The organism is Rhodobacter maritimus, assembly GCF_058747975.1.
Map to the genome: position 1 here is coordinate 2,442,565 of NZ_CM179095.1, position 21,324 is coordinate 2,463,888.

Annotated in this window: 20 protein-coding genes; 8 read left to right on the plus strand and 12 right to left on the minus strand. The window is 64.8% G+C overall.

Annotated elements, in window-relative coordinates; all coding sequences use genetic code 11:
- Positions 1-82: 82 nt before the first annotated feature.
- Entirely contained in the window at positions 83-529 is a 447-nt protein-coding gene (locus AC4PTO_RS12415; protein WP_492728898.1) for a phasin family protein, read from the minus strand.
- Between the two features lie 140 nt (positions 530-669).
- Positions 670-2,466 (minus strand): class I poly(R)-hydroxyalkanoic acid synthase, encoded by a 1,797-nt coding sequence (gene phaC / locus AC4PTO_RS12420; RefSeq protein ID WP_492728900.1) that lies wholly within the window; start codon positions 2,464-2,466, stop codon positions 670-672.
- Between the two features lie 103 nt (positions 2,467-2,569).
- Between phaC and phaZ the strand changes: the two genes are divergently transcribed.
- Positions 2,570-3,838, plus strand: coding sequence for a polyhydroxyalkanoate depolymerase (gene phaZ, locus AC4PTO_RS12425; protein ID WP_492728902.1), 1,269 nt, complete (start codon positions 2,570-2,572; stop codon positions 3,836-3,838).
- A gap of 51 nt (positions 3,839-3,889) precedes the next feature.
- On the opposite strand, the gene AC4PTO_RS12430 is transcribed toward phaZ, so the two are convergent.
- Both AC4PTO_RS12430 and AC4PTO_RS12435 read right to left on the minus strand, forming a co-directional pair.
- Positions 3,890-4,603 carry an alpha/beta fold hydrolase gene (locus AC4PTO_RS12430; RefSeq protein ID WP_492728903.1) on the minus strand — a complete coding sequence of 238 codons (714 nt, stop codon included), beginning with the start codon at positions 4,601-4,603 and terminating at the stop codon, positions 3,890-3,892.
- 101 nt (positions 4,604-4,704) lie between these two features.
- Positions 4,705-5,460: an alpha/beta hydrolase gene (locus AC4PTO_RS12435; RefSeq protein WP_492728905.1), complete on the minus strand. Its 756-nt coding sequence runs from the start codon at positions 5,458-5,460 to the stop codon at positions 4,705-4,707.
- Positions 5,461-5,729: 269 nt separating this feature from the next.
- On the opposite strand from AC4PTO_RS12435, the gene thrS reads away from it, so the two are divergent.
- Together thrS and AC4PTO_RS12445 are read left to right on the plus strand one after the other, a co-directional pair.
- Positions 5,730-7,676, plus strand: a complete 1,947-nt coding sequence (thrS, locus tag AC4PTO_RS12440) for a threonine--tRNA ligase (RefSeq protein ID WP_492728907.1) — start codon at positions 5,730-5,732, stop codon at positions 7,674-7,676.
- A gap of 202 nt (positions 7,677-7,878) precedes the next feature.
- Complete coding sequence (locus AC4PTO_RS12445; RefSeq protein ID WP_492728909.1) at positions 7,879-8,085, plus strand: cold-shock protein; 207 nt, start codon at positions 7,879-7,881, stop codon at positions 8,083-8,085.
- A 56-nt stretch (positions 8,086-8,141) separates the two neighbouring features.
- On the opposite strand, the gene AC4PTO_RS12450 is transcribed toward AC4PTO_RS12445, so the two are convergent.
- The 6 genes from AC4PTO_RS12450 to proS form a co-directional block, all read right to left on the minus strand.
- On the minus strand, positions 8,142-8,465 hold the full coding sequence (locus AC4PTO_RS12450; protein ID WP_492728911.1) for an ArsC/Spx/MgsR family protein: 324 nt from the start codon (positions 8,463-8,465) through the stop codon (positions 8,142-8,144).
- Between the two features lie 17 nt (positions 8,466-8,482).
- The gene (locus tag AC4PTO_RS12455) at positions 8,483-9,157 is read right to left on the minus strand and encodes an ABC transporter ATP-binding protein (protein ID WP_492728913.1); all 675 of its coding nucleotides are present in this window, start codon (positions 9,155-9,157) and stop codon (positions 8,483-8,485) included.
- Positions 9,150-10,442, minus strand: a complete 1,293-nt coding sequence (locus tag AC4PTO_RS12460; RefSeq protein ID WP_492728914.1) for a lipoprotein-releasing ABC transporter permease subunit — start codon at positions 10,440-10,442, stop codon at positions 9,150-9,152. The genes AC4PTO_RS12455 and AC4PTO_RS12460 overlap by 8 nt, the downstream gene beginning before the upstream one ends.
- Positions 10,443-10,523: 81 nt before the next feature.
- Positions 10,524-11,681, minus strand: coding sequence for a cytochrome-c peroxidase (locus AC4PTO_RS12465; RefSeq protein WP_492728918.1), 1,158 nt, complete (start codon positions 11,679-11,681; stop codon positions 10,524-10,526).
- Between the two features lie 97 nt (positions 11,682-11,778).
- Positions 11,779-12,267: a DUF2937 family protein gene (locus AC4PTO_RS12470; protein ID WP_492728921.1), complete on the minus strand. Its 489-nt coding sequence runs from the start codon at positions 12,265-12,267 to the stop codon at positions 11,779-11,781.
- Entirely contained in the window at positions 12,267-13,604 is a 1,338-nt protein-coding gene (gene proS, locus AC4PTO_RS12475; RefSeq protein ID WP_492728923.1) for a proline--tRNA ligase, read from the minus strand. Before proS ends, AC4PTO_RS12470 begins: the two co-directional genes overlap by 1 nt.
- 125 nt (positions 13,605-13,729) lie before the next feature.
- On the opposite strand from proS, the gene AC4PTO_RS12480 reads away from it, so the two are divergent.
- The 5 genes from AC4PTO_RS12480 (at position 13,730) to AC4PTO_RS12500 (ending at position 19,896) form a co-directional block, all read left to right on the plus strand.
- Positions 13,730-14,248, plus strand: a complete 519-nt coding sequence (locus AC4PTO_RS12480; RefSeq protein ID WP_492728925.1) for an NYN domain-containing protein — start codon at positions 13,730-13,732, stop codon at positions 14,246-14,248.
- Between the two features lie 74 nt (positions 14,249-14,322).
- Positions 14,323-15,405 carry an AI-2E family transporter gene (locus tag AC4PTO_RS12485; protein ID WP_492728927.1) on the plus strand — a complete coding sequence of 361 codons (1,083 nt, stop codon included), beginning with the start codon at positions 14,323-14,325 and terminating at the stop codon, positions 15,403-15,405.
- A 5-nt stretch (positions 15,406-15,410) separates the two neighbouring features.
- Complete coding sequence (locus AC4PTO_RS12490; RefSeq protein ID WP_492728929.1) at positions 15,411-16,085, plus strand: P-loop NTPase family protein; 675 nt, start codon at positions 15,411-15,413, stop codon at positions 16,083-16,085.
- Between the two features lie 53 nt (positions 16,086-16,138).
- Positions 16,139-18,304 carry an RNA degradosome polyphosphate kinase gene (locus AC4PTO_RS12495; RefSeq protein WP_492728931.1) on the plus strand — a complete coding sequence of 722 codons (2,166 nt, stop codon included), beginning with the start codon at positions 16,139-16,141 and terminating at the stop codon, positions 18,302-18,304.
- A gap of 53 nt (positions 18,305-18,357) precedes the next feature.
- Positions 18,358-19,896: a Ppx/GppA family phosphatase gene (locus AC4PTO_RS12500; RefSeq protein WP_492728934.1), complete on the plus strand. Its 1,539-nt coding sequence runs from the start codon at positions 18,358-18,360 to the stop codon at positions 19,894-19,896.
- Here the strand turns inward: AC4PTO_RS12500 and AC4PTO_RS12505 are convergent.
- Together AC4PTO_RS12505 and AC4PTO_RS12510 are read right to left on the minus strand one after the other, a co-directional pair.
- On the minus strand, positions 19,893-20,264 hold the full coding sequence (locus AC4PTO_RS12505; protein ID WP_492733614.1) for an AAA+ family ATPase: 372 nt from the start codon (positions 20,262-20,264) through the stop codon (positions 19,893-19,895). The two genes, AC4PTO_RS12500 and AC4PTO_RS12505, sit on opposite strands and share 4 nt — an antisense overlap.
- Positions 20,265-20,304: 40 nt before the next feature.
- Complete coding sequence (locus AC4PTO_RS12510) at positions 20,305-21,318, minus strand: endonuclease/exonuclease/phosphatase family protein (RefSeq protein ID WP_492728936.1); 1,014 nt, start codon at positions 21,316-21,318, stop codon at positions 20,305-20,307.
- Positions 21,319-21,324 lie beyond the last annotated feature (6 nt).

The window sequence follows — 21,324 nt, forward strand, 5'->3', positions numbered from 1 at the left end:
CCGCAAAAGCAACACAAGAAAAAGGGCAGGCGCATGGCCTGCCCTTTTCCGAAAGGTCTCGATCCGCCCGAAGGCAGCGCGATTATTTCGAAGCGGTCGCTTTCTTGGCAGCGGCGCTGACTTCCTCGGTCGCTTTCTTGACCGCGGCGGTCGCGTCGTCCGAGATGTCCTTGCCGGCGGCCAGCATCAGCTCGACGGTTTCCATCTGAACCTTTTTTGCAACTTCGGCGAAGGCGGCCATGTTCTCGGCAGCCATCTCGGCCGAGGCCGACGCGAAATCGCTCACGGCTTTGGCGTAGTCCGAGGGCTCGTCCTTGGTCTTGGCAAGCGTGCCGACCTTGGTGATGGTGTCTTTCGCCCATTTGGACGAGATTTCGGTCGACTTTTCAGCCGCGTCCAGCGCGACACGCGCCATCTTCTCGCCCAGGACGGCCTGGGTCTTGAACGCATCCTGGAATTTCGACGCGTCAACGGGCATCGAAGCCATCATGTCCTGCATGATCTTGGTGAAGTCTTGGGTCTTGGCCATGGTATCTCTCCGGTTGTAACGGGCCCGTGGGAGGAATTCGGCGAAGGGCCCCTGTCGCTCATGGCAAGGATATACATGCTGCGCCGCAGCATTTCAAGACCATTGTCGCTGCGGCGCAGAAAATTGCCGATATGCTGGCCTCAGGCCCCGGCCCGCTGCTCGATCACATAGGTGCCGGGCGCGGCACACAGGACCGGATGATCGGGCCCGCCGGGTTCGCGGGCGGGAACCATGCGCCCGGACCGTTTCGCCAGCCACTCGCCCCAACGCGGCCACCAGCTTCCGCGATTGTAATCCGCGCTCGCCTTCCACTCGTTGGCATTCTCGATCGGCACGCCCGAGGTGTAATGCCCGTATTTCTCCTTGGAGGGCGGATTGATGATGCCGGCGATATGACCCGATTCCGAGACGATGAAGGTCTTGTCCTTGGAGCCCATCTTCGACACGCCGTTGAAGCTTGCGATCCAGGGGGCGATATGATCGCTTTCGCAGGCAATGGCGCAAAGCGGCACCTTCACCCCCGAGATATGCAGCGATTCGCCCAGCATCTCGATCCCGTCGCGGGCAAAGCGGTCCTGCTGGCACAGCTGGCGCAGATACTCCATCGCCATCCGTCCGGGCAGGTTCGTGCTGTCGCCATTCCAGAACAGAAGATCGAAAGCGGGCGGCGCCTCTCCCATCATGTAGCTGCGGATCGCGGGCTGATAGACCAGATCGTTGGCGCGCAGGAAGCTGAAGGTCCGCGTCATGAAATACGACGACAGGATGCCATCGGCATTCACCTGCGCCTCGATCCCGTCCACGAAATCGTCCTGAAGGAAGGCCGTGAACTCTCCCTGATCCGAGAAATCGGTGAGCGCGGTGAAGAAGGTCGCACTGTTGATCGACTTGTCCTTGCGCTTGTCCATAAGCGCCAGCGTCAGGCTGAGCGTCGTTCCCGCGATGCAGTAGCCGACCGCGTTGACCTTGGCCTCTCCGGTGATCGCCTTCACCTGTTCGATGGCGGTCAGGTAGCCCTCTTCGATGTAGTTCCCAAGCCCGACATCGGCATAGCTTTCATCGGGGTTTTTCCAGGAAACCACGAACAGCGTGAACCCTTGCGAAACGATCCACTTGATCAGGCTGTTCTGCGGCTTGAGGTCCATGATGTAGAACTTGTTGATCCACGGCGGGAAGATGATCAGCGGCGTCTTGTGCACCGTTTCCGTGGTGGGCTTGTATTGGATCAGCTCGAACAGGCGGTTGCGATAGACGACCGAGCCCTCGCTGATGCCGATATTCTCGCCAACCTTGAAGGCATCCCGGTCGGCAAGGGTCACGACGAGATCGCCCTTGTTCGCCTCGATGTCGCGCACAAGGTTCTCAAGGCCCTTCACAAGGCTTGCCCCCTCGGTCTGGACCGCGCGTTCCAGCGCGTCGGGATTGGTGGGCAGGAAGTTCGTCGGCGCCATCATGTCGACGATCTGGCGGGTGAAGTAATCCACGCGGCGCCGGTCGATCGGGCTGAGCCCTTCGATGGCGGCAACCGAATCCTCGACCGTCTTGGCGGTGATCAGGTATTGCTGCTTGATGAAGTTGAAATAGGGATGCGTGTCCCAAAGCGGGTTGGAAAAGCGGCGATCCTTGGGGCCCGGGTCCGCAGGTGCCTGCAATTTGCCCTGCGACAGCGCCTCGCTGGCCTCGATATAGTGCTTCATCGCCTGAGCCCAGTAATTCACCTGGGTCTCGAGAATCCGCGAGGGCTTGTCCATCATCTCTTTCAGGAAAGCCGAACCGGCGGTCAGGTAAAGATCCGCCCCCGGCCCCTCCAATGCCGGATTCGGCGCCTTCTTTTGCGCCAGTGCGGCCACCAGACGTTGCGACAAAGCCTCTATCCTGGCCATATTTTCCTTCATTTGCTGCGTCGCAGCAGAAGGGGCCTCGTCACTTGTTGTCATATGAATATTTCCTCCCTATCCTCCGCTTACAAGCATAGCGCCGCTTTTACGGGGGGGTAAAGCGACGATTGCAGGGAAGTTTCGAGGGTATTTAGGAGTCTTCATGCGTGGGATGATGCGGTACGACCTGATGGAAACCATCAGGAACTCTCAGGAATGGATGGGCGCGTCGGCCCGGGCGATGGCATCGTATCCGATGTGGTCGATGATCCCGCATCCGATGTTCAAGGTGATGTCGGCCTGGGGCCGCGTGACCGAGCGCAGCTTCGCACGCATGGTGATCAAGCCCGACTGGGGCATCCGCACGATCGCGGGCGAAGACGGGCGCGACCATCTGGTCAGCGTCGACACCGTGGTCGCCAAGCCGTTCGGCGACCTGATCCATTTCAACGTCGCGGGCCGGGCGCCGATGGCGCGCCGCGTTCTGCTCGTCGCTCCGATGTCGGGCCATTACGCAACGCTCCTGCGTTCCACCGTGGCCAGCCTGCTGCCCGATTGCGAAGTCTATGTGACGGACTGGCACAACGCGCGTGACATTCCCGTGTCGGAAGGCAAGTTCGACATCGAGGATTATACGCTCTACCTTGTCGACTTCATGCGCCATCTCGGGCCCGACCTGAACGTGATCGCCGTCTGCCAGCCCGCGCCGCTGACCCTTGCCGCCACCGCCTATCTGGCCGAAGAGGAACCAGACGCGCAGCCCCGCACCCTGACCCTGATCGGCGGCCCGATCGACCCCGACGCCGCCGCGACCGAGGTCACCGATTTCGGCCGTCGCGTCACGATGGGCCAGCTGGAGCATCTGGTGATCCAGAGGGTGGGTTTCAAATACAAGGGCGTCGGACGGATGGTCTATCCCGGCCTGATGCAGCTTGCCTCCTTCATCTCGATGAATCTCGACAAGCACACCGCCGCCTTCCAGGAGAAGATCCTCAACGAATCGAAGGGCGAGGGATCGGAGCACGATCACCACAACCGCTTCTACGACGAATACCTTGCAGTGATGGACATGACCGCCGAATTCTACCTTTCGACGGTCGAGCGGATCTTCAAGGGCCTCGAAATCGCGCAGAACCGCTTTGTCGTGGACGGCAAGATGGTCGATATCGGCAAGATCACCAAGGTTGCCGTGAAAACCGTCGAAGGCACGAATGACGACATCTCGGCGCCGGGCCAATGCGTTGCGGCGCTTGCGCTTTGCACGGGCCTGCCCGACAGCATGAAGGCCAGCCACCTGGAGCCGGGCGCAGGCCATTACGGCATCTTCGCGGGCAAGAGCTGGCGCAACAATATCCGCCCGCTCGTGCTCGATTTCATCGACCAGAACTCGGGCCTGCCGAAATCGAAGATCCGCCCGGTGCGCGCGCTCTGACACCGCCGCCCACGGCACTTTCCACACGGCCTCCCCCCGCGGGAGGCCGCTTCATTTCAGCAAGAGCGGCGCATCCAGCCATTCCCTCAGCGCCTGCGTGACCCGCTCGGGCTGCTCCAGCGGGCTCAGGTGGCCCGCATCGCGGATCATGCGAAAGCTGGCATGCGGCATCAGTTCGGCCAGAAACTCGTGCCGGCGCGGAGGGCAGATCGTGTCATGCTCGCCGCACAGCAGCAGCGCCCGGACCTTGGTGTTACGCAGTGCGCGCTGCTGGTCGGGCCTGCGCATGAGCGCGCGCGACTGGCGCTGGAAAACCTCTCCGCCCAGATCCTCGGCCATCTCGATCATCATGGCCAGAACGGCGGTCTGCTCCGGCCCGGGCGCAAGCGCCTCGGGCGGGATCTCTTCCAGCATCGCCTCGGTCAGCTTGCCCGCGCGCGCCCGCGCAATGCGCGGCTCGCGCAGCGCGGAGACCTGCGGCGTCTCGGGCAGGGCCGAAACATCGGCAAGCGCGATCCGGCTGACCCGATCCGGCGCGCGGCGCAGGATCTCCATCGCCACCAGCGCCCCGAGCGAATGCCCGATTGCGGCGAAATGCGGCGGCGCATCGGCCAGCACCTCTTCGGCCATGTCCTCGATCGTGCCCCCGCGCGCAAGCGAGGCGACGTGAACGGGCCGCGACGGAGAGAAGCTGATGATCTGGTGCCAGAAAAGCCGCGCATCGGCCATGAACCCCGGCAGGACGACTAAAGGCTCGGCACGCATATATCAAAGGCTTTCTTCAGACATCGCGGGCAGTCTGACATGTCGTTGCAGCCGCTGCCAGCCCCCTGCCCAAGGGTCGGCAGGCCCTTGCCTGCGCATCGTCACCGGCCGCCGGCCCGGCCCAGAACCTCTTCGACCGCCGCTTCGATCAGCGCCAGGCATTCGGGCGTCGAAAAGCGGTGATCGGCGCCCTTGACCAGCGTCAGCCGCATGTCCCCGCCCTCGGCATGATCCAGAAGCCGCAGCGCAACCTCCTGCGCGACATCCTCATCCGCCGTGCCCTGCAACATCCGCACCGGGAACGGCAATGGCAGCGGGCTGCGCAACACCAGCCGGTTGCGCCCCTCGTTGATCAGCCGGCGCGTGATGACATAGGGGCCGTCGCTATACTCCGAAGGCAGCTCGATCTGCCCCTCCTGCTCCAGCCGGCGGCGCGTGTCCTTGTCCATCGAGGCCCACATGCTGTCCTCGGTGAAATCCGGCGCCGCCGCGATGGTGACCATGCCGCACACCCGCTCGGGCAAGGCGCGCGCGATCAGCAGCGCGATCCACCCACCCATGGAGGAACCGACCAGGATCTGGTGCCCCTCGGTCAGGTGAAGGATCGCATCGCGCGCATCCTCGAACCAGTCGCCGATCGCCCCTTCGGTGAACTTGCCCGAGGATTTGCCATGCCCGGAATAGTCCAGCCTCAGGAACTGCCGCCCCTGTGCCCGCGCCCAGGCCTCCAGCGCAAGGGCTTTCGTCCCCTCCATGTCCGACCGGAATCCCCCGAGGAACACGACGCCCGGCCCCGCGCCTTCGCTGAGATTATAGGCAATGCGCCGGCCTTCGGGCGTGGTGAAGAAATCAGTCATGAACAATCCTCCTTGCGTGGCAAGACTAGCGTGCCCGCCCCGCCTCTTCCAGACCGGTCCCGGCGGAACGCGCCGCGGGGGATATTTGGGCGAAGATGAAGGGGCTTTCACATTCGTCCAAATATCCCCGCCGGAGGCTCCGACAGTGCAGTTTGCGCAGCGGCCGGGGCAAGCGGGCGCGATTGACTTCGCCCCGCAAAAGGCCGATACCCGCGCGACATAACCCGCAACCGGGCGTTCCGTGGGCGCCAAACCGACGAGGAGGACACATGTCCCAGATTTCCCTGACCTTTCCCGATGGCAATTCGCGCGACTATCCCGCCGGCGTGACGGCGGCCGAGGTGGCGGCCTCGATCGCGCCTTCGCTGGCCAAGGCCGCGATCTCGGCCACGCTGGATGGCGCGCATCACGATCTGGCCTGGCCGATCACGTCGTCGGGCCGCATCTCGATCAACACGATGAAGGATGACGCCGTCGCGCTGGAACTCATCCGCCACGACTTTGCCCATGTGATGGCCCGCGCCGTGCAGGAACTCTGGCCCGACGTGAAGGTGACCATCGGGCCGGTGCGCGATCAGGGCTGGTTTTACGATTTCGACCGCGAAGAACCCTTCACGCCCGAGGATCTGGGCGCGATCGAGGCGCGGATGAAGCAGATCATCAATGCCCGCGACCCGATCAAGACCGAGGTCTGGGACCGCGCGCGCGCGATCGCCCATTACGTCGCCAAGGAAGAACCCTTCAAGGTGGAGCTGATCGACCGCATCCCCCTGGGCGAGGATGTGCGCATGTATTGGCACGGCCACTGGCAGGATCTGTGCCGCGGCCCGCATCTGCAGCATACCGGCCAGCTTCCGGCCGATGCCTTCAAGCTGACCACCGTGGCCGGGGCCTATTGGCTGGGCGACAGCACGCGCCCGATGCTGCAACGCATCTACGGCGTCGCCTTCAGGAACCGCGACGACCTGAAGGCCCATCTGACCATGCTCGAAGAGGCCGCCAAGCGCGACCACCGCAAGCTTGGCCGCGAGATGGAGTTGTTCCACCTTCAGGAAGAAGCCCCCGGCATGGTGTTCTGGCACCCCAATGGCTGGTCGGTCTATCGCACGCTTGAGGATTACATGCGCCGCCGGCAGCGCGCGGCGGGCTACCGCGAGATCCGCACGCCGCAGGTCGTGGACCGGGTGCTGTGGGAGCGCTCTGGCCATTGGGAGGCTTACCGCGAGAACATGTTCATCGTGGAGGTCGACGAGGAAGGCGCGAAGGAAAAGCGTATCAACGCGCTGAAGCCGATGAACTGCCCCTGCCATGTCCAGGTCTACAATCAGGGCCTGAAATCCTATCGTGACCTGCCCCTGCGTCTGGCGGAATTCGGCTCGTGCCATCGCTACGAATCCTCGGGCTCGATGCACGGGCTGATGCGGGTGCGCGGCTTCACACAGGACGATGCGCATATCTTCTGCACCGAAGAGCAGATCGAAGAGGAATGCGCCGCCTTCATCGAGCTGCTGTCCAGCGTCTATGCCGACCTTGGTTTCGACAGGTTCGACATCAAGCTGTCGACCCGGCCCGATGTGCGCATCGGCAGCGATGCGGATTGGGACACGGTCGAGAGCGCGCTGGAAAACGCGATCCGCAAGGTGGGGCGCGACTATGTGATCGACCCCGGCGAAGGCGCCTTCTACGGGCCGAAGCTGGATTTCAAGCTGACCGACGCGATTGGGCGCGAATGGCAATGCGGCACCTTCCAGGTGGACCCGAACCTGCCCGCCCGCCTGGGCGCCGAATATATCGGCGAGGACGGGGCCAAGCATCGCCCCTACATGCTGCATCGCGCCATCCTTGGCAGCTTCGAACGCTTCCTTGGCATCCTGCTTGAGAACTACGCGGGCAAGCTGCCCTTCTGGCTTGCGCCGCGCCAGGTGGTCGTCGCCTCGATCGTGTCGGATGCGGACGACTATGTGCGCGAGGTCACGAACGCGCTTTGCGCCGCGGGCATCCGCGCCGAGGCCGACACCCGCAACGAGAAGATCAACTACAAGGTGCGCGAGCATTCGGTGGGCAAGGTGCCGGTCATCCTGGCGATCGGCATGCAGGAGGTCGAGAAACGCTCGGTCTCGGTCCGCCGGCTGGGGGAAAACCGCACCGAAAGCACCAGCCTGGAGGACATCATCGCAACCCTGACGCAAGAGGCCACCCCGCCCGACCTGCGATGACAGTTGCGTGAAGATTTCGGCGGGGGCCTGCCACCCCGCCTGATTCCTTGTTGATTTTTCTTGGCGCTAGGGCATGCTTTTGCCTACGTGACCTGCGACTTTCCTACCGCCTCCCTCTCATGGGGCAGCCGGAAGACCCGAAAGACCTGGCTGCACGGCCCGAAGCAATTACGCCTCGGGATGGAACTGAGAGGAGATACGGATGGCCACTGGCACCGTGAAATGGTTCAACACGACCAAGGGTTTTGGTTTCATCGCCCCCGACGATGGCGGCAAGGATGTGTTCGTGCACATCTCGGCCGTTGAGCGCGCAGGCCTCAAGGGACTGAATGACAACCAGAAAATCAGCTACGAGCTGCAAGCCGGACGCGACGGGCGTGAATCGGCGGCCGAGCTGAAGCTGCTCTGACCCGCGGTCGGATACCGGAATGACGAAAGACCCGCAGCCTTGCGGGTCTTTTGCATTCAAAGCCCCTGCGCGGCCTGGGCGGTCTTGTCCCAGCCAAGCGTCAGGGCGGCGCCCCGAATCACCGGTCGTTTCATCAGCGCCGGATGGCGCGCCAGCAGCACGGGCGCGGGTTCGGCGCGCTCGGCCTCGGGCAGGCCGCGCCATGTGGTCGAGGCGCGGTTGACCAGCCTGTCCCCGAACGCCGCGATGAATTCGGCGATTTCGGCTTCGCTCAGCGGGGCGGCGCGCACGTCGCGCAGCGTGACCGCATGGCCCGCGGCCTCAAGGGCCTTTTTCGCCTTGCGGCAGGTATCGCAGGTGGGAATGCCATAAAGGATCATCGGGGGCCTTTCCTTTGTCAGACAAGCCGACCGTCATCCAGGCGCAGGATGCGGTCCATGCGGCCGGCCAGTTCCATGTTATGCGTGGCGATCAGCGCCGAAAGGCCGGTTTCGCGCACCAGCTCCATCAGGACCGAAAAGACCTGATCCGACGTGGTCGGATCAAGGTTGCCCGTCGGTTCATCAGCCAGAAGCAGGCGCGGGCCATTGGCAAGCGCACGGCAGAAGGCCACGCGCTGCTGTTCGCCCCCCGACAGGGCCGAGGGGCGGTGCCCCATGCGCGCGCCCAGCCCGACCTGTTCCAGCAGCGCGCGGGCATGGTCATGCGCCTGCGCGCGCGGCACGGCATTGGCCAGTTGCGGCAGGACGATGTTTTCCTCGGCGGTGAACTCGGGCAGCAGGTGGTGGAACTGGTAGACGAAACCCATCTCGCTGCGCCGTGCGGCGGTGCGGCGGCGGTCCGACAGGCCGGTCAGATCCTCGCCCGCAAGGGTGATGCGGCCCCGGTCGGGCGTGTCGAGCAGCCCCGCAATATGCAAAAGCGTGGATTTGCCCGCCCCCGAGGGCGCGACAAGCGCCACCACCTCGCCCCGCGCGATGCGCATATCTACGCCGCGCAGCACCGAAACCTCGGCCGGGGTGCCGCGGTTGTAGCTTTTCCCGATCCCCGACAGGGTCAGCACGTCACTCATAGCGCAGCGCCTCCACCGGGTTCATGCGGGCCGCGCGGCGCGCGGGAAAGATGGTGACCACGAAGGACAGGCCAAGCGACAGGATGACCGCGCGCAGCACGTCCCAGCCCTGAAGCCTGGCCGGCAGGGCATAGATCCCGCGGATCGACGGATCCCACACCCCGCCCCCGTTCAGCCAGTTCACGAAGGACATGATCTGGTCGATGTAAAGCGCCATCAGGCAGCCAAGCCCCACCCCGGCCAGCGTGCCGATCACCCCGGTAAAGGCGCCGCACAGGAAGAAGACGCGCAGCACCGAGCCCTCGGTCAGCCCCATGGTGCGCAGGATGCCGATATCGCGCCCCTTGTTCTTGACCAGCATGATCAGTCCCGAGGTGATGTTCATCGCCGCGATCAGCACCAGCACCGACAGGATCACGAACATCACGTTATCCTCGATGTCGAGCGCGCGCAGGAAACTGCCCGAGCTGTCGCGCCAGCTCCACAGAAGGGTGCCCGGCCCGCCCGCCGCGATCAGCGGTCCGGCCCAGTCCTCGACCGCCTCGGGATCGGTGACCGAAACCTCGATCTCGTCGGCGCCGCCCTCGCGGTTGAAATAGGATTGCGCCTCGGCAAAGGGCATGTAGATGCGCGTGCGGTCGATATCCCACCGGCCGGCGGTGAAGATATAGACCACCTCATAGGCGTTCACTCGCGGGCTGGTGCCGAAGGCCGTCTTCGCGCCATTGGGCGAGATCAGGCGCACCCGGTCGCCGATTCCGACGCCCAGCTCGCGCGCAAGGCCCGAGCCGATGGCGATCCCGTCCCCGAAACGCGCCAGGTCGCCAAGCGCGGTTTCGGGGTTCGCCACGCGGGGGATGGTCGCCAGATCCGCGCCCGAGATCCCGAAAACCTCGGCCACGTTCGCGCGTTCGCCCATCGTGGCCATGACCTGCCCGCGCACCAGCGGGGCCGCGCGCGTCACGCCGGGCACGGCACGGATCCGCTCGGCCCGTTCGGCATAATCGCGCAGCAGGCTTGAGGTGACACCGCTTCCCGGCACCACCTCCTGCGGGGCCGAATAGACCGTCATATGCGCGTTGGAACCAAGGATCGTATCCACGAATTCCGCGCGGAACCCCGCGCGCACGGCCAGCGTCAGGATCAGCGCGGCCACGCCAAGGGTGATGCCGATCAGGCTGATCCATGTCATCACGCTGACCCCGCCCTCGGCGCGGCGCGCGCGCAGGTAGCGCCAGGCGATCATGAATTCGAAGCCGGAGAACGGGGCGGTGCGTTGGGCCATGCGGGTCTTTCCCTAGATCGCGCGCAAACTGGATGCGGCCGGATCAAAGGTCAAGGGCAGAGCGCTCACGCCTGCGTTGGGCTATTGCGGCAAAAGATGCTCGTAGCGCGCATCCGTCAGGGTGTTGAGGAAGGCCACGATCGCGTCGATGCGCGCATCGTCAAGCGCGGGGCCATGCTCAAGCTCTTCCAGCGACAGGGTGCCGGGCACCTCGGGCGCGTCATAGGGCTGGCCGGTCTCGGGGTTGATCCCGGCCGAGGCCTTGCGCGAATTATACTTGTTGTAGAACAGGATGACCGTGCGCAGATCCGCGAAGACGCCGTTATGCATGTAAGGGCCGGTCACCGCCACATTGCGCAGCGTGGGCACCTTGAACCGGCCGTCCTGGGCCGGGTCGTCGATGGCCGGATTTTCCAGAAGCCCGTGATCGACATGCCCCGCGCCCAGCCCGTTCAGCGCACGCGCCGCGGGATTCGGGGGAACGCCGATATTGTGATACTCATAGTTCGAAAACGTCTCTTTTTCCGTCAGCGGACCGGGATTCAACTGGTGGCAAAGGTGGCAATTCGTAAACTGCTGCGAAAAGAACAAAAGCCGCCCCAGCTCTTCCTCGTCGCTCAGCCGTGCCTCTCCGCGCAGGTAGCGGTCGTATTTGCTGTCGAAGGGGGCGAAGGTTTCGGTCTGCTCGAAGGCGGCGATCGCCCTGGCCACGGCGGCAAAGGCCAGATCGGGATCGGAGGCCGCGCCCGCACCGCCAAGCGCGCGCAGCGTCGCCGCATGGCGCGGATCTTCGGCCAGGCGCGCCGCGATCGCGGCCGCATCGGGCATGCCCATCTCGATCGGGTTGAGCGGCGGGCCCGCCGCCTGATCGGCCAGCGTGGCGGCGCGCCCGTCATGGAACTGGCCGCCTTTCCACTTGCCCTCGGGCGTGCGCGTGAAGGCGGGCGAGAACTTCGCATAGGCCGCGGTCGGCGCGTTGCGGTCGCCAAGCGAATGGCCGTCATCGCCAAGCGAGACGGCCAGCCCTGCCTCGGTCTCGCGCGGGTCGGTGAAGGCGCGGGCCGGATCGTGGCAGGTGGCGCAGGACTGGGTGCGGTTGGCCGAAAGGTTGGTATCGAAGAACAGCGCCTCGCCCCAGGCTTCGAGGCTGGGATAGGGCGCGGCCTCTTGTCCGCCCGCCGGCAGGGCAAGCAACAGCGACAGCGACAGCGACAGGGCGGCGGGAAGTATCTTGGTCATCGCGGATCCGTTCGAAAGGCGCCCCCTGTCTGCGCCGGAACGGGGATGCGCGCCTTGACGCAAGTCAATACCTGATAAATTCAGTCAGATCCAGGAATCATTGCGCCCGCCGCCGGAACGGCCGCGCAAGCACCCCAAACAGGAGCGACAGCCCCGTCCAGCCCAGAAAGAAGCCCAGGCCCGCCGCGATCAGCCCCGCAGAGGTCACCGGCACCGCCGGCTGATAGTCGGCCCAGGTGGCCTCAAGCGTCTCGGTATCGCGGAAACGGTGCGGCAGGGCCATCCGCTCCAGCGGGCCCGCGGCCCTGAGCAGCGCATAATCGGCATCGACCCGCGCGGCGCGCGCGATGACCGCGCGCATGTCGCCCTGCCGGGCGTTCAGGAAATGGCTGCCCGAAAGCTCGGCCAGGGCGGCCTCGCGGCTTAGCCCCGCGCCGCTGGCCGAAGCGTCGAAATCGGCCACGACCGCATTCAGCGCGTCGCGCTGCCCGCCAAGACGTTGCAGATATTGCTGCGAGAATTCGGGGAATTGCGACAGGCCCGTGCCCGCCGCAACCCCGCCGATCAGCGCCAGCATCCGCAGCATCAGACCCCCACGTAGATCGCGGCGATACGCTCGACCGCCGCCTCCGGCGACATTTCCTCGGATTCGCCCGAGCGCCGCGAGGTCAGTTCGACCAGGTTATTGGCCAGCCCCCGCGGGCCGACGGTGATCCGCCAGGGCAGGCCGATCAGGTCCATCGTGGCGAACTTGGCGCCCGCGCGTTCGTCGCGGTCATCGTAAAGCGGATCGAGGCCTTTCAGTTTCAGCGCCTTGTAGATCGCCTCGCAGGCGCTGTCGGTCGAGACATCGCCCTGCTTGAGGTTGACGATCCCCGCATGGAAGGGCGTGACGCCTTCAGGCCAGATGATGCCCTTGTCATCGTGGTTCGCCTCGATCAGCGCGCCGACCAGACGGCTGACCCCGATCCCGTGCGACCCCATCTCGACGGGCACGCGATTGCCTTCGGGGGTGACGACGGTGGCGCCCATCGCCTCGGAATATTTCGTGCCGAAATAGAAGATCTGCCCGACCTCGATGCCGCGGCCGACCATGCGCCGTTCCTCGGGGATCTTGTCGAAGGCCGCCGGGTCATGGGTTTCGTCGGTGCGCGCGTAAAGCGTGGTGAACTCTTCGCAGATCGCGGCAACTTCCGCGCGGTCGTCGAAATCGACCTCGCGCGTGCCCAGCTTCAGCTCGGGCACCTTGGCATCGTAGAACACCTCGGATTCGCCGGTCGAGGCAAGCACGAGGAATTCATGCGTATTGTCCCCCCCGATGGGCCCCGAGGCCGCGCGCATCGGAATCGCCGTCAGGCCCATGCGTTCATAGGTGCGCAGATAGCTGACCATATGGCGGTTATAGGCGTGCAGCGCGTCTTCCTTCGTCAGGTCGAAATTGTAGCCGTCCTTCATCAGGAATTCGCGCCCGCGCATCACGCCGAAACGCGGGCGGACCTCGTCGCGGAACTTCCACTGGATATGATACAGCGTCAGCGGCAGATCCTTGTAGCTGTTCACATGGCTGCGGAAGATGTCGGTGATCATCTCTTCGTTGGTGGGGCCGTAAAGCATGTCACGTTCATGCCGGTCCCTGATGCGCAGCATCTCCTGGCCGTAATCGTCATAGCGGCCGGATTCGCGCCACAGGTCGGCCGGTTGCAGCGTCGGCATCAAAAGCGGGATGTGACCGGCGCGAATCTGCTCTTCATGCACGATCTGCTCGATCCGGCGCAGCACCTTGAACCCCATGGGAAGCCAGGAATAGATCCCCGCGGCCTGCTGCTTGATCATGCCCGCCCGCAGCATGAGCCGGTGGCTGACGATCTGCGCCTCGGCGGGGTTTTCCTTGAGAACGGGGAGGAAGTAGCGGGAAAGGCGCATATCGGACCTGTCGGTGGGGGTTTCGCGTTGCCTTGGGCTAACGGAAAAGCCCGCGCACAGCAAGATCGCGCTTGCGGGGGGCGGGCGGGCCGATACAGTTCGGGCAGCAATTATCGAGGCACATATTGGATTTTCTTGCACAGGTTGCCCCGCTGAGCGGTTATCTTGCCGAAATCGGACTGGGGCTTGCACTTGCGCTCATCTGGCTCACGCTTGACCTGCGCCGCCGACGGCGCGCGGCGCGGGTCTGGGTGGTGCTGGATGGCTCGAATGTGATGCACTGGCACGAGGGCACACCAAAGATCGAGACGGTGATCGAGGTAATCCACACGCTTGAGGCCCGCGGCTTTACCGCCGGTGTCGTGTTCGATGCCAATGCGGGTTACAAGGTGCTGGGACGCTATCTGGGCGACAACGATCTGGCGCGGCGGCTTAAACTGCCGCCAGACCGGGTGCTGGTGGTGGGGCGCGGCACGCCTGCCGATCCGGTGATCTTGCAGGCCGCGCGCGATCTGGGGGCACGAATCGTGACCAATGACCGCTATGCCGATTGGGCAGGCGATCACCCCGAACTGCGCCAGCCCGGCCATCTGATCCGCGGCGGGTATCGCAGTGGGCGGCTTTGGCTGGATCTGCCCGGCTGAAACACCCCTGTCGCTGCCCCTTGAATTTGCGCGGCAATGCGGCAATTTAGCGAAGACGTAGAAGAGAGGTTCTCATGGCCTTGCCGGTGCGGCAACAGGTGACCTATTGGGGCGTCGCGTTCGTGGCGCTGTTTGCCGTGCTTTGGGGGCTGGGCAATGTCGTGCTGCCCTTCCTTGTGGGCGGCGCGATCGCCTATTTCATGGACCCCGTCGCCGACCGGCTGGAACGTCTGGGCCTGTCGCGCATCGCCGCCACGGTGGCGATCGCGCTTGTGGCGACGCTGGCTTTCGTGGTGCTGGGGCTGGCCATCATCCCCGCGCTCGTGCGGCAGCTGAGCGGCCTGGTGGAGACCGCGCCCGAGATCACCCGCCGCCTTCTGACCTTCCTGAACGCGCAATTCCCCACCCTGATGGAGCCCGGCTCGGTCGTGAACGAGGCGCTCACCACCCTGGGCGAGGCGATCAAGGCGCGCGGCGGGGAACTTGCCTCGACGCTGCTCAGCTCGGCCATGAGCGTGGTGAACTTCGTGGTCTTCATCGTCGTCGTGCCGGTCGTGGCCTTCTACATGCTGCTGGACTGGGACCGGATGGTCGCCAAGGTCGACGGCTGGTTGCCGCGCGATCACGCCGACACGATCCGCGGCCTGGCGCGCGACATCGACAGGGTCCTGTCGGGATTCGTGCGCGGGCAGGTCTCGGTCTGCCTGATCCTCGGCACGTTCTATTCGGTGGCGCTGATGCTGGCGGGACTGAATTTCGGGCTTGTGGTGGGGGCGATCGCGGGGGCGATAACCTTCATTCCCTATATCGGCGCGCTGATCGGCGGGGCGTTGGCCATCGGGCTGGCGCTGTTCCAGTTCTGGGGGGACTGGCTGTCGATCGGGATCGTGGCGGGGATCTTCGCCATCGGCCAGTTCCTCGAAGGCAATATCATCACGCCGAAACTCGTGGGCAATTCGGTCGGGCTGCATCCGCTCTGGCTGATCTTCGCGCTCTCGGCCTTTGGCACGCTGTTCGGCTTTACCGGCATGCTTGTCGCAGTGCCGGTGGCGGCGATGATCGGGGTTCTGGCGCGCTTTGCGCTGGATCGCTATGTGGGCAGCCGGCTCTACAGCGGGCTGAGCACCGACGCCGCCCCCCCGCCGGACGAAGGTTAGGCCCGATGGAACGCCAGCTGGCTTTCGACCTGCCCTGCAGAAGCGCGCAGGGGCGCGAGGATTTCTTCGTCGCGCCCGCCAATGCGCTTGCCCTTGCAACGCTGGATGCGCCCGAGACATGGCCGCAGCGCAAGATGCTGGTGATTGCGCCCGAAGGCGCGGGCAAAAGCCATCTGGCGCAGATCTGGGCCGACGAACGCAGCGCCGTGATCGTCGATGCCGCGGCGCTGAATGCCGAGAACGCGCCCGGCCATGCCGCTGCGGGCGCGGTCGTGGTCGAGGATGCCGACCGGATCGGCGGCCTTGGCGCCGCCGAGGCGGGCCTGTTTCACCTGCACAACCTCTTGCAGGCCGAAGGTGGGCTTTTGCTGCTGAGCGCGCGCAGCGCGCCCCGCGACTGGAACCTGACCCTGCCCGATCTGCGCAGCCGGATGGAGGCCACGCCGAATGTCCGCATCACTCCGCCCGACGATGCGCTTCTGGCCGCGGTGCTGGTCAAGCTGTTCGCGGATCGTCAGCTGGTGATCTCCGCGACGCTGGTGCCGTGGCTTGTGACGCGGATGGACCGCTCGCTTGCCACGGCGCGCCGGGTCGTTGCCGCGCTTGACGCGCGCGCGCTTCAGAAAGGCAGCGCCGTGACCCGCGCCCTTGCCTCCGAGGTTCTGGACAGTCTTGCCTAGGCAACGCAGAATGCTGTCACAATGCCGAAACAATATCTCAGCATAAGCGCATCATGACACAGGCAGATTTCCTTCAGACCCCGTTCCCCACCCCGATCGAGAAGCCCGAGGACGTGATCCACGGCCCCGCGCGCTTCTTCAATCGGGAACTTTCATGGCTTGCCTTCAACTGGCGCGTGCTGGAAGAGGCCCGCAACCCCCGCGTGCCGCTTCTGGAGCGGTTGCGGTTCCTGTCGATCTCGGCCACCAACCTGGACGAATTCTACACCGTGCGCGTCGCCGGCCTGCGCGAGCTGGTGCGCGAGGGCAACGTCACGCCATCACATGACGGGCTGCCCCCGGCCGAACAACTGGTGCTGATCAATGCCGATGCGCGCCGCCTGATGGAAACGCAGCAGACCAGCTGGAACCGCATCCGCCGCGCGATGGAGGCCGAGGGGATCCACCTTCTGACCCGCTCCAAGCTGACCAAGCGCGACGAGACCTTCCTGCGCGACCACTTCCTGATGAATGTCTTTCCGGTCCTTTCACCGTTGGCGATCGATCCGGCGCACCCCTTCCCCTTCATCCCCAACACCGGGTTCTGCCTTGCGCTGGAGCTGGAGCGCGAATCCGACCGCAGGCGGCTTCAGGCGCTCTTGCCGATCCCGCAGCAGATCGACCGCTTCGTGCGCCTGCCGGGCGAGGCCCGCTTCCTGCCGCTGGAAGAGCTTTTGCTGCTGCATCTCAACTCGCTCTTTCCCGGCTACCGCGACACCGGCCATTGCGCCTTCCGGGTGCTGCGCGACAGCGACCTCGAGGTCGAGGACGAGGCCGAGGATCTGGTGCGCGAATTCGAGACCGCGCTGAAACGGCGCCGCCGCGGGCAGGTGATCCGCCTCAAGATCACCGCGGGCGCGCCCGAAACGCTGCGCTCGCTGATCATGGACGAGCTGCATGTCAGCACCGACGAGGTCGTCGAGGTGCGCGGCCTTCTGGGCATCGCGGATCTGAAGGAACTGGTGCTTTCATCGCGCAGCGACCTGCTGTGGTCCTCGTTCACGCCGCGCGTGCCCGAACGGGTGCAGGACCATGACGGCGACATGTTCGCCGCGATCCGGCAAAAGGACATGCTGCTGCATCACCCCTATGAAACCTTCGACATGGTGATCCGCTTTCTCAACCAGGCGGCGGCGGACCCCAACGTCCTTGCGATCAAGCAGACGCTTTACCGCACCTCGAAGGACAGTCCGATCGTGTCGGCGCTCTGCGAGGCGGCGGAATCGGGCAAATCCGTCACCGCGCTGGTCGAACTGAAGGCACGTTTCGACGAGGCCGCCAATATCCGCCAGTCGCGCCGGCTGGAACGCGCGGGCGCGCATGTCGTCTATGGCTTCATCAACTACAAGACGCATGCCAAGATCTCGACCGTGGTGCGGCGCGAGGGGGACCAGCTTGTCACCTATACCCATTACGGCACGGGCAACTATCACCCGATCACCGCGCGCATCTATACCGACCTGAGCTTTTTCACCTGCGACCCCGCGCTCGGGCGTGACGCGACCAAGGTCTTCAACTACCTTTCGGGCTATGTGCAGCCCGAAGGGCTTGAGAACCTTGCGATCTCGCCCATCACGCTGAAGCCCCGCCTGCTTGAGATGTTCGCGCAGGAGGCCGAGTTCGCGCGCCAGGGCAAGCCGGCCGAGATCTGGGCCAAGATGAACAGCCTGATCGACCCCGAGGTGATCGACGCGCTTTATGCTGCAAGCCAGGCGGGGGTGAAGATCAGCCTTGTGATCCGCGGCATCTGCGGCCTGCGCCCCGGCATCAAGGGCCTGTCCGAGAATATCCGCGTCAAATCCATCGTCGGGCGTTTTCTGGAACATTCCCGCATCGTCTGCGTCGGCAACGGCCACGGGCTGCCTTCGAAGAAGGCGCGGGTGTTCTTCTCCTCGGCCGACTGGATGGGGCGCAACCTGAACAGGCGGGTGGAAACCCTGGTCGAGGCGACGAACGACACCGTCAAGGCGCAGATCGTCAGCCAGATCATGGCCGCCAACATGGCCGACGAGGCGCAAAGCTGGATCCTGCAACCCGACGGGAAATTCCTGCGCGAACTGCCCGAGGGCAAGGACGACCTGTTCAACTGCCACCGCTTCTTCATGGAAAACCCCTCGCTTTCGGGGCGCGGTTCCGCAGGGGCAAAGGACGTGCCGAAGCTTGCCCACAGCATGGACTAGGGGCTAGGTTCCCCGCGACTGGCTTGCACGACTCATAGAACCGGGATGGAACGATGAACGGATTGACCGAGGCCCATGGCGACGACTGGGACCCGTTCGGCAAGCCGCTGTTCGATGATCCCTCCGCCCGCGCGCTGTCGCGCGTGGGGGTGGTCGATGTCGGCTCAAACTCGGTGCGGATGGTGGTGTTCGACGGCGCCGCGCGCAGCCCGGCCTATTTCTACAACGAAAAGGTCATGGCGGGCCTTGGACAGGGGCTGGCCGAAACCGGCCAGCTGAACCCCGCGGGGCGCGAACGCGCGCTTGCCGCGCTAAGGCGCTTTTCGCTTCTGGCCGAGGCAATGGGCATTGATCTGGCCTGCGTCGCCACCGCCGCCGTGCGCGACGCCAGGGACGGCCCCGCCTTCGAGCGCCAGGTCGCCAGGGAAACCGGGCTGCGCCTGCATGTCATCGACGGCAAGGAAGAGGCCCGCCTTTCGGCGCAGGGCGTGCTTCTGGGCTGGCCGGGGGCCGAGGGTCTTGTCTGCGATATCGGCGGCAACTCGATGGAGCTGGCCGAGGTGCGGGGCGGCAAGGTCGGCCGCCGCCTGACCTCGCAACTGGGCCCGTTCCGGCTGCAACAGGTTGAGGGCGGCCGCAAGGGCATCGTCGATCATGTCGAGGCCGTGATGCGCGATCTTGGCGACCAGATCGGCCGCGATCATGACCGGATCTACCTTGTCGGCGGCTCATGGCGGGCGATCGCGCGGCTGGACATGGAGCGGCGCGGCTATCCCCTGCCGGTCCTGCACGAATACCGGATGGACCAGGAAAACCTGCTCAAGACCATCGGCTGGATCGAGAAGAACGATATCGGCGCGCTGCGCGCCCGCACCGGAACCTCGGCCGCGCGGATGGAACTGGTGCCGCTTGCCTCGATCGTGCTGCGCGCCCTGGTGGCCGAGTTCGACCCGACCGAGATCGACGTGTCCTCCTACGGGATCCGCGAGGGGCTGCTTTACGAACAGATGCCCGAAAAGCTGCGCCGGCGCGACCCGCTGATCGAGGCCTGCCGCCATGCGGAACGCACGATGGCGCGCATCCCCGGCTTCGGCAAGAAGCTTTACAACTTCGTCCTGCCGCTGTTTCCCGGCGCGCCCCATGCGCGCCTTCGCCTGATCCGCGCGGCCTGCTTGCTGCATGACACCACCTGGCGCACGCATCCCGATTATCGCGCCGAGGCCTGTTTCGACAATGTCACCCGCGCCCACATGGCCGCGCTGTCGCATTCCGAACGGGTATTCCTGGGCCTTGCACTTCTGCATCGCTACAAAAACTCGCGCAGCGGCTCGCGGCTGGAGCCGCTTTTCGGCCTGCTCTCGCCCGAGGATCTGCGCGATGCAGAGGTGCTGGGCAAGGCGATGCGCTTCAGCGCCATGCTGGCGGTCCAGGACCCGCAGGATGCAGGTGAATTGTCGCTGTCGCCCAAGGGCGACCAGATCCGGTTGACCCTGTCTAAACGCGGCAACGGCCTGTTCGGAGAGGTCGCCGAGGCGCGCTTCCAGTCGCTTGCAAGCGCATTGAAGGCCGAAGCCGTGGTCAAACGTCCCTAAAGCTCGATCTCGGACTTCTCGTCACGCAGATCGGGCGGCAAGGGCGCGTCCGGCTTGCGCCGGATGATGATATCACCATTGGGAAGCCGCTCGGGCGCGTCATAGTTGCGTATATCGTCGATCATGCCCCAAAGCGCCTCCAATGCGGGCCGGGCCTCCTCCGAGAAGTTTTCAAGCCCCTCCTGCATATCTTCAAGCGCCGGTCCCATCTGGTCGACAAGCCCCCGGAACAGAAGCTTCGCCCCCTCTTCGAGAAGGCTGAACCCCTGCTCGACCTCGCCCGAAGGGGCCTCGGCCCCGTCCTCTTGCGCGGCCAGCGGGCCGACGGTCAGGCCCAGGACCAGAGGAAGCACCAGAACATACCGCATCGTCACAACATCACCCTTTGCCAAAGGTTGCCCGCGCAGATCAGAACGACAGATCGACGCTGACGGGAAAATGGTCCGAAGCCTGCAACAGCGCCTCGCGCAGTTCGGGGGTCTTGTAGCAGACCGGGTCATCGAACGGATGCCAGATCCGCCATTTCGGGTTGTCCACACATAGATCGGGCGAGAGCAGCACAAAATCAAGCATGGCCGAAAAATACTGCCCTACCGGCGCAAGATAGAAGCGCGCGGACGAGGGCGCCGCCTCGCAGGCCGACTTGCGGCCCAGGCGGGCATGCGGGTCGCGCAGGCGCAGCTCGGGCGGGGCCTGTTCGCCCACGACGATATCCAGCCCCGAGCGGCCGAACAGCTTCTCGTATTCGTCCAGCCCCGGCCCGTCGTTGAAATCGCCCAGCACGATCAGGCTTTCGTTGCGCGCCAGATGCTCCTCGACGCGTTCGCGCAGCCAGATGCATTGCGCCATCTGCTTGCGGCGGTTCTCGATGGCGATGCGTGTCTCGGCCTCGGGCGAACCCGCGCCATGGGGGGCCTTGGATTTGATATGCACCCCGATCAGGCGCAAAAGCCGGCCCGCCTCGGTGCGCAGTGCCACCTCAAGCGGCGGCTTCGAGAAGATGACGGTGTCAAGCGTCGCGTCTATATCGAGGTCGATCCTGTAACTCTGGTCGAAACGCGGGCTTTCGCCCTCGCCGCCGCGCGGATCATGCGTGGCCTTCAGCTTGTCGGGATCGTAAAGCAGCGCGATCTCTTGCTGGGTATCGTTGGAAAAGCCGATCAGCGCGCGCCGCTGACGCAACTCGAACTGCGCGGCAAAACCCTCAAGCATCGCCACCGTCTGGCGCCGGCGATTGTTGTCGGGCGCCTCGATGATCATAATCGCATCGGCATCCAGCGCCGTCAAAACGATGCCGATCGCCTCAAGCTGCTCGCGCCGCGTCACCTGATAGCGCGAGGACCATTCGCCATCCGCCATCATCCGGCCGTTGCGGTCGAAAAGATTGGTGAACCACTCGATATTATAGGTGGCGATACGCATCGCGCC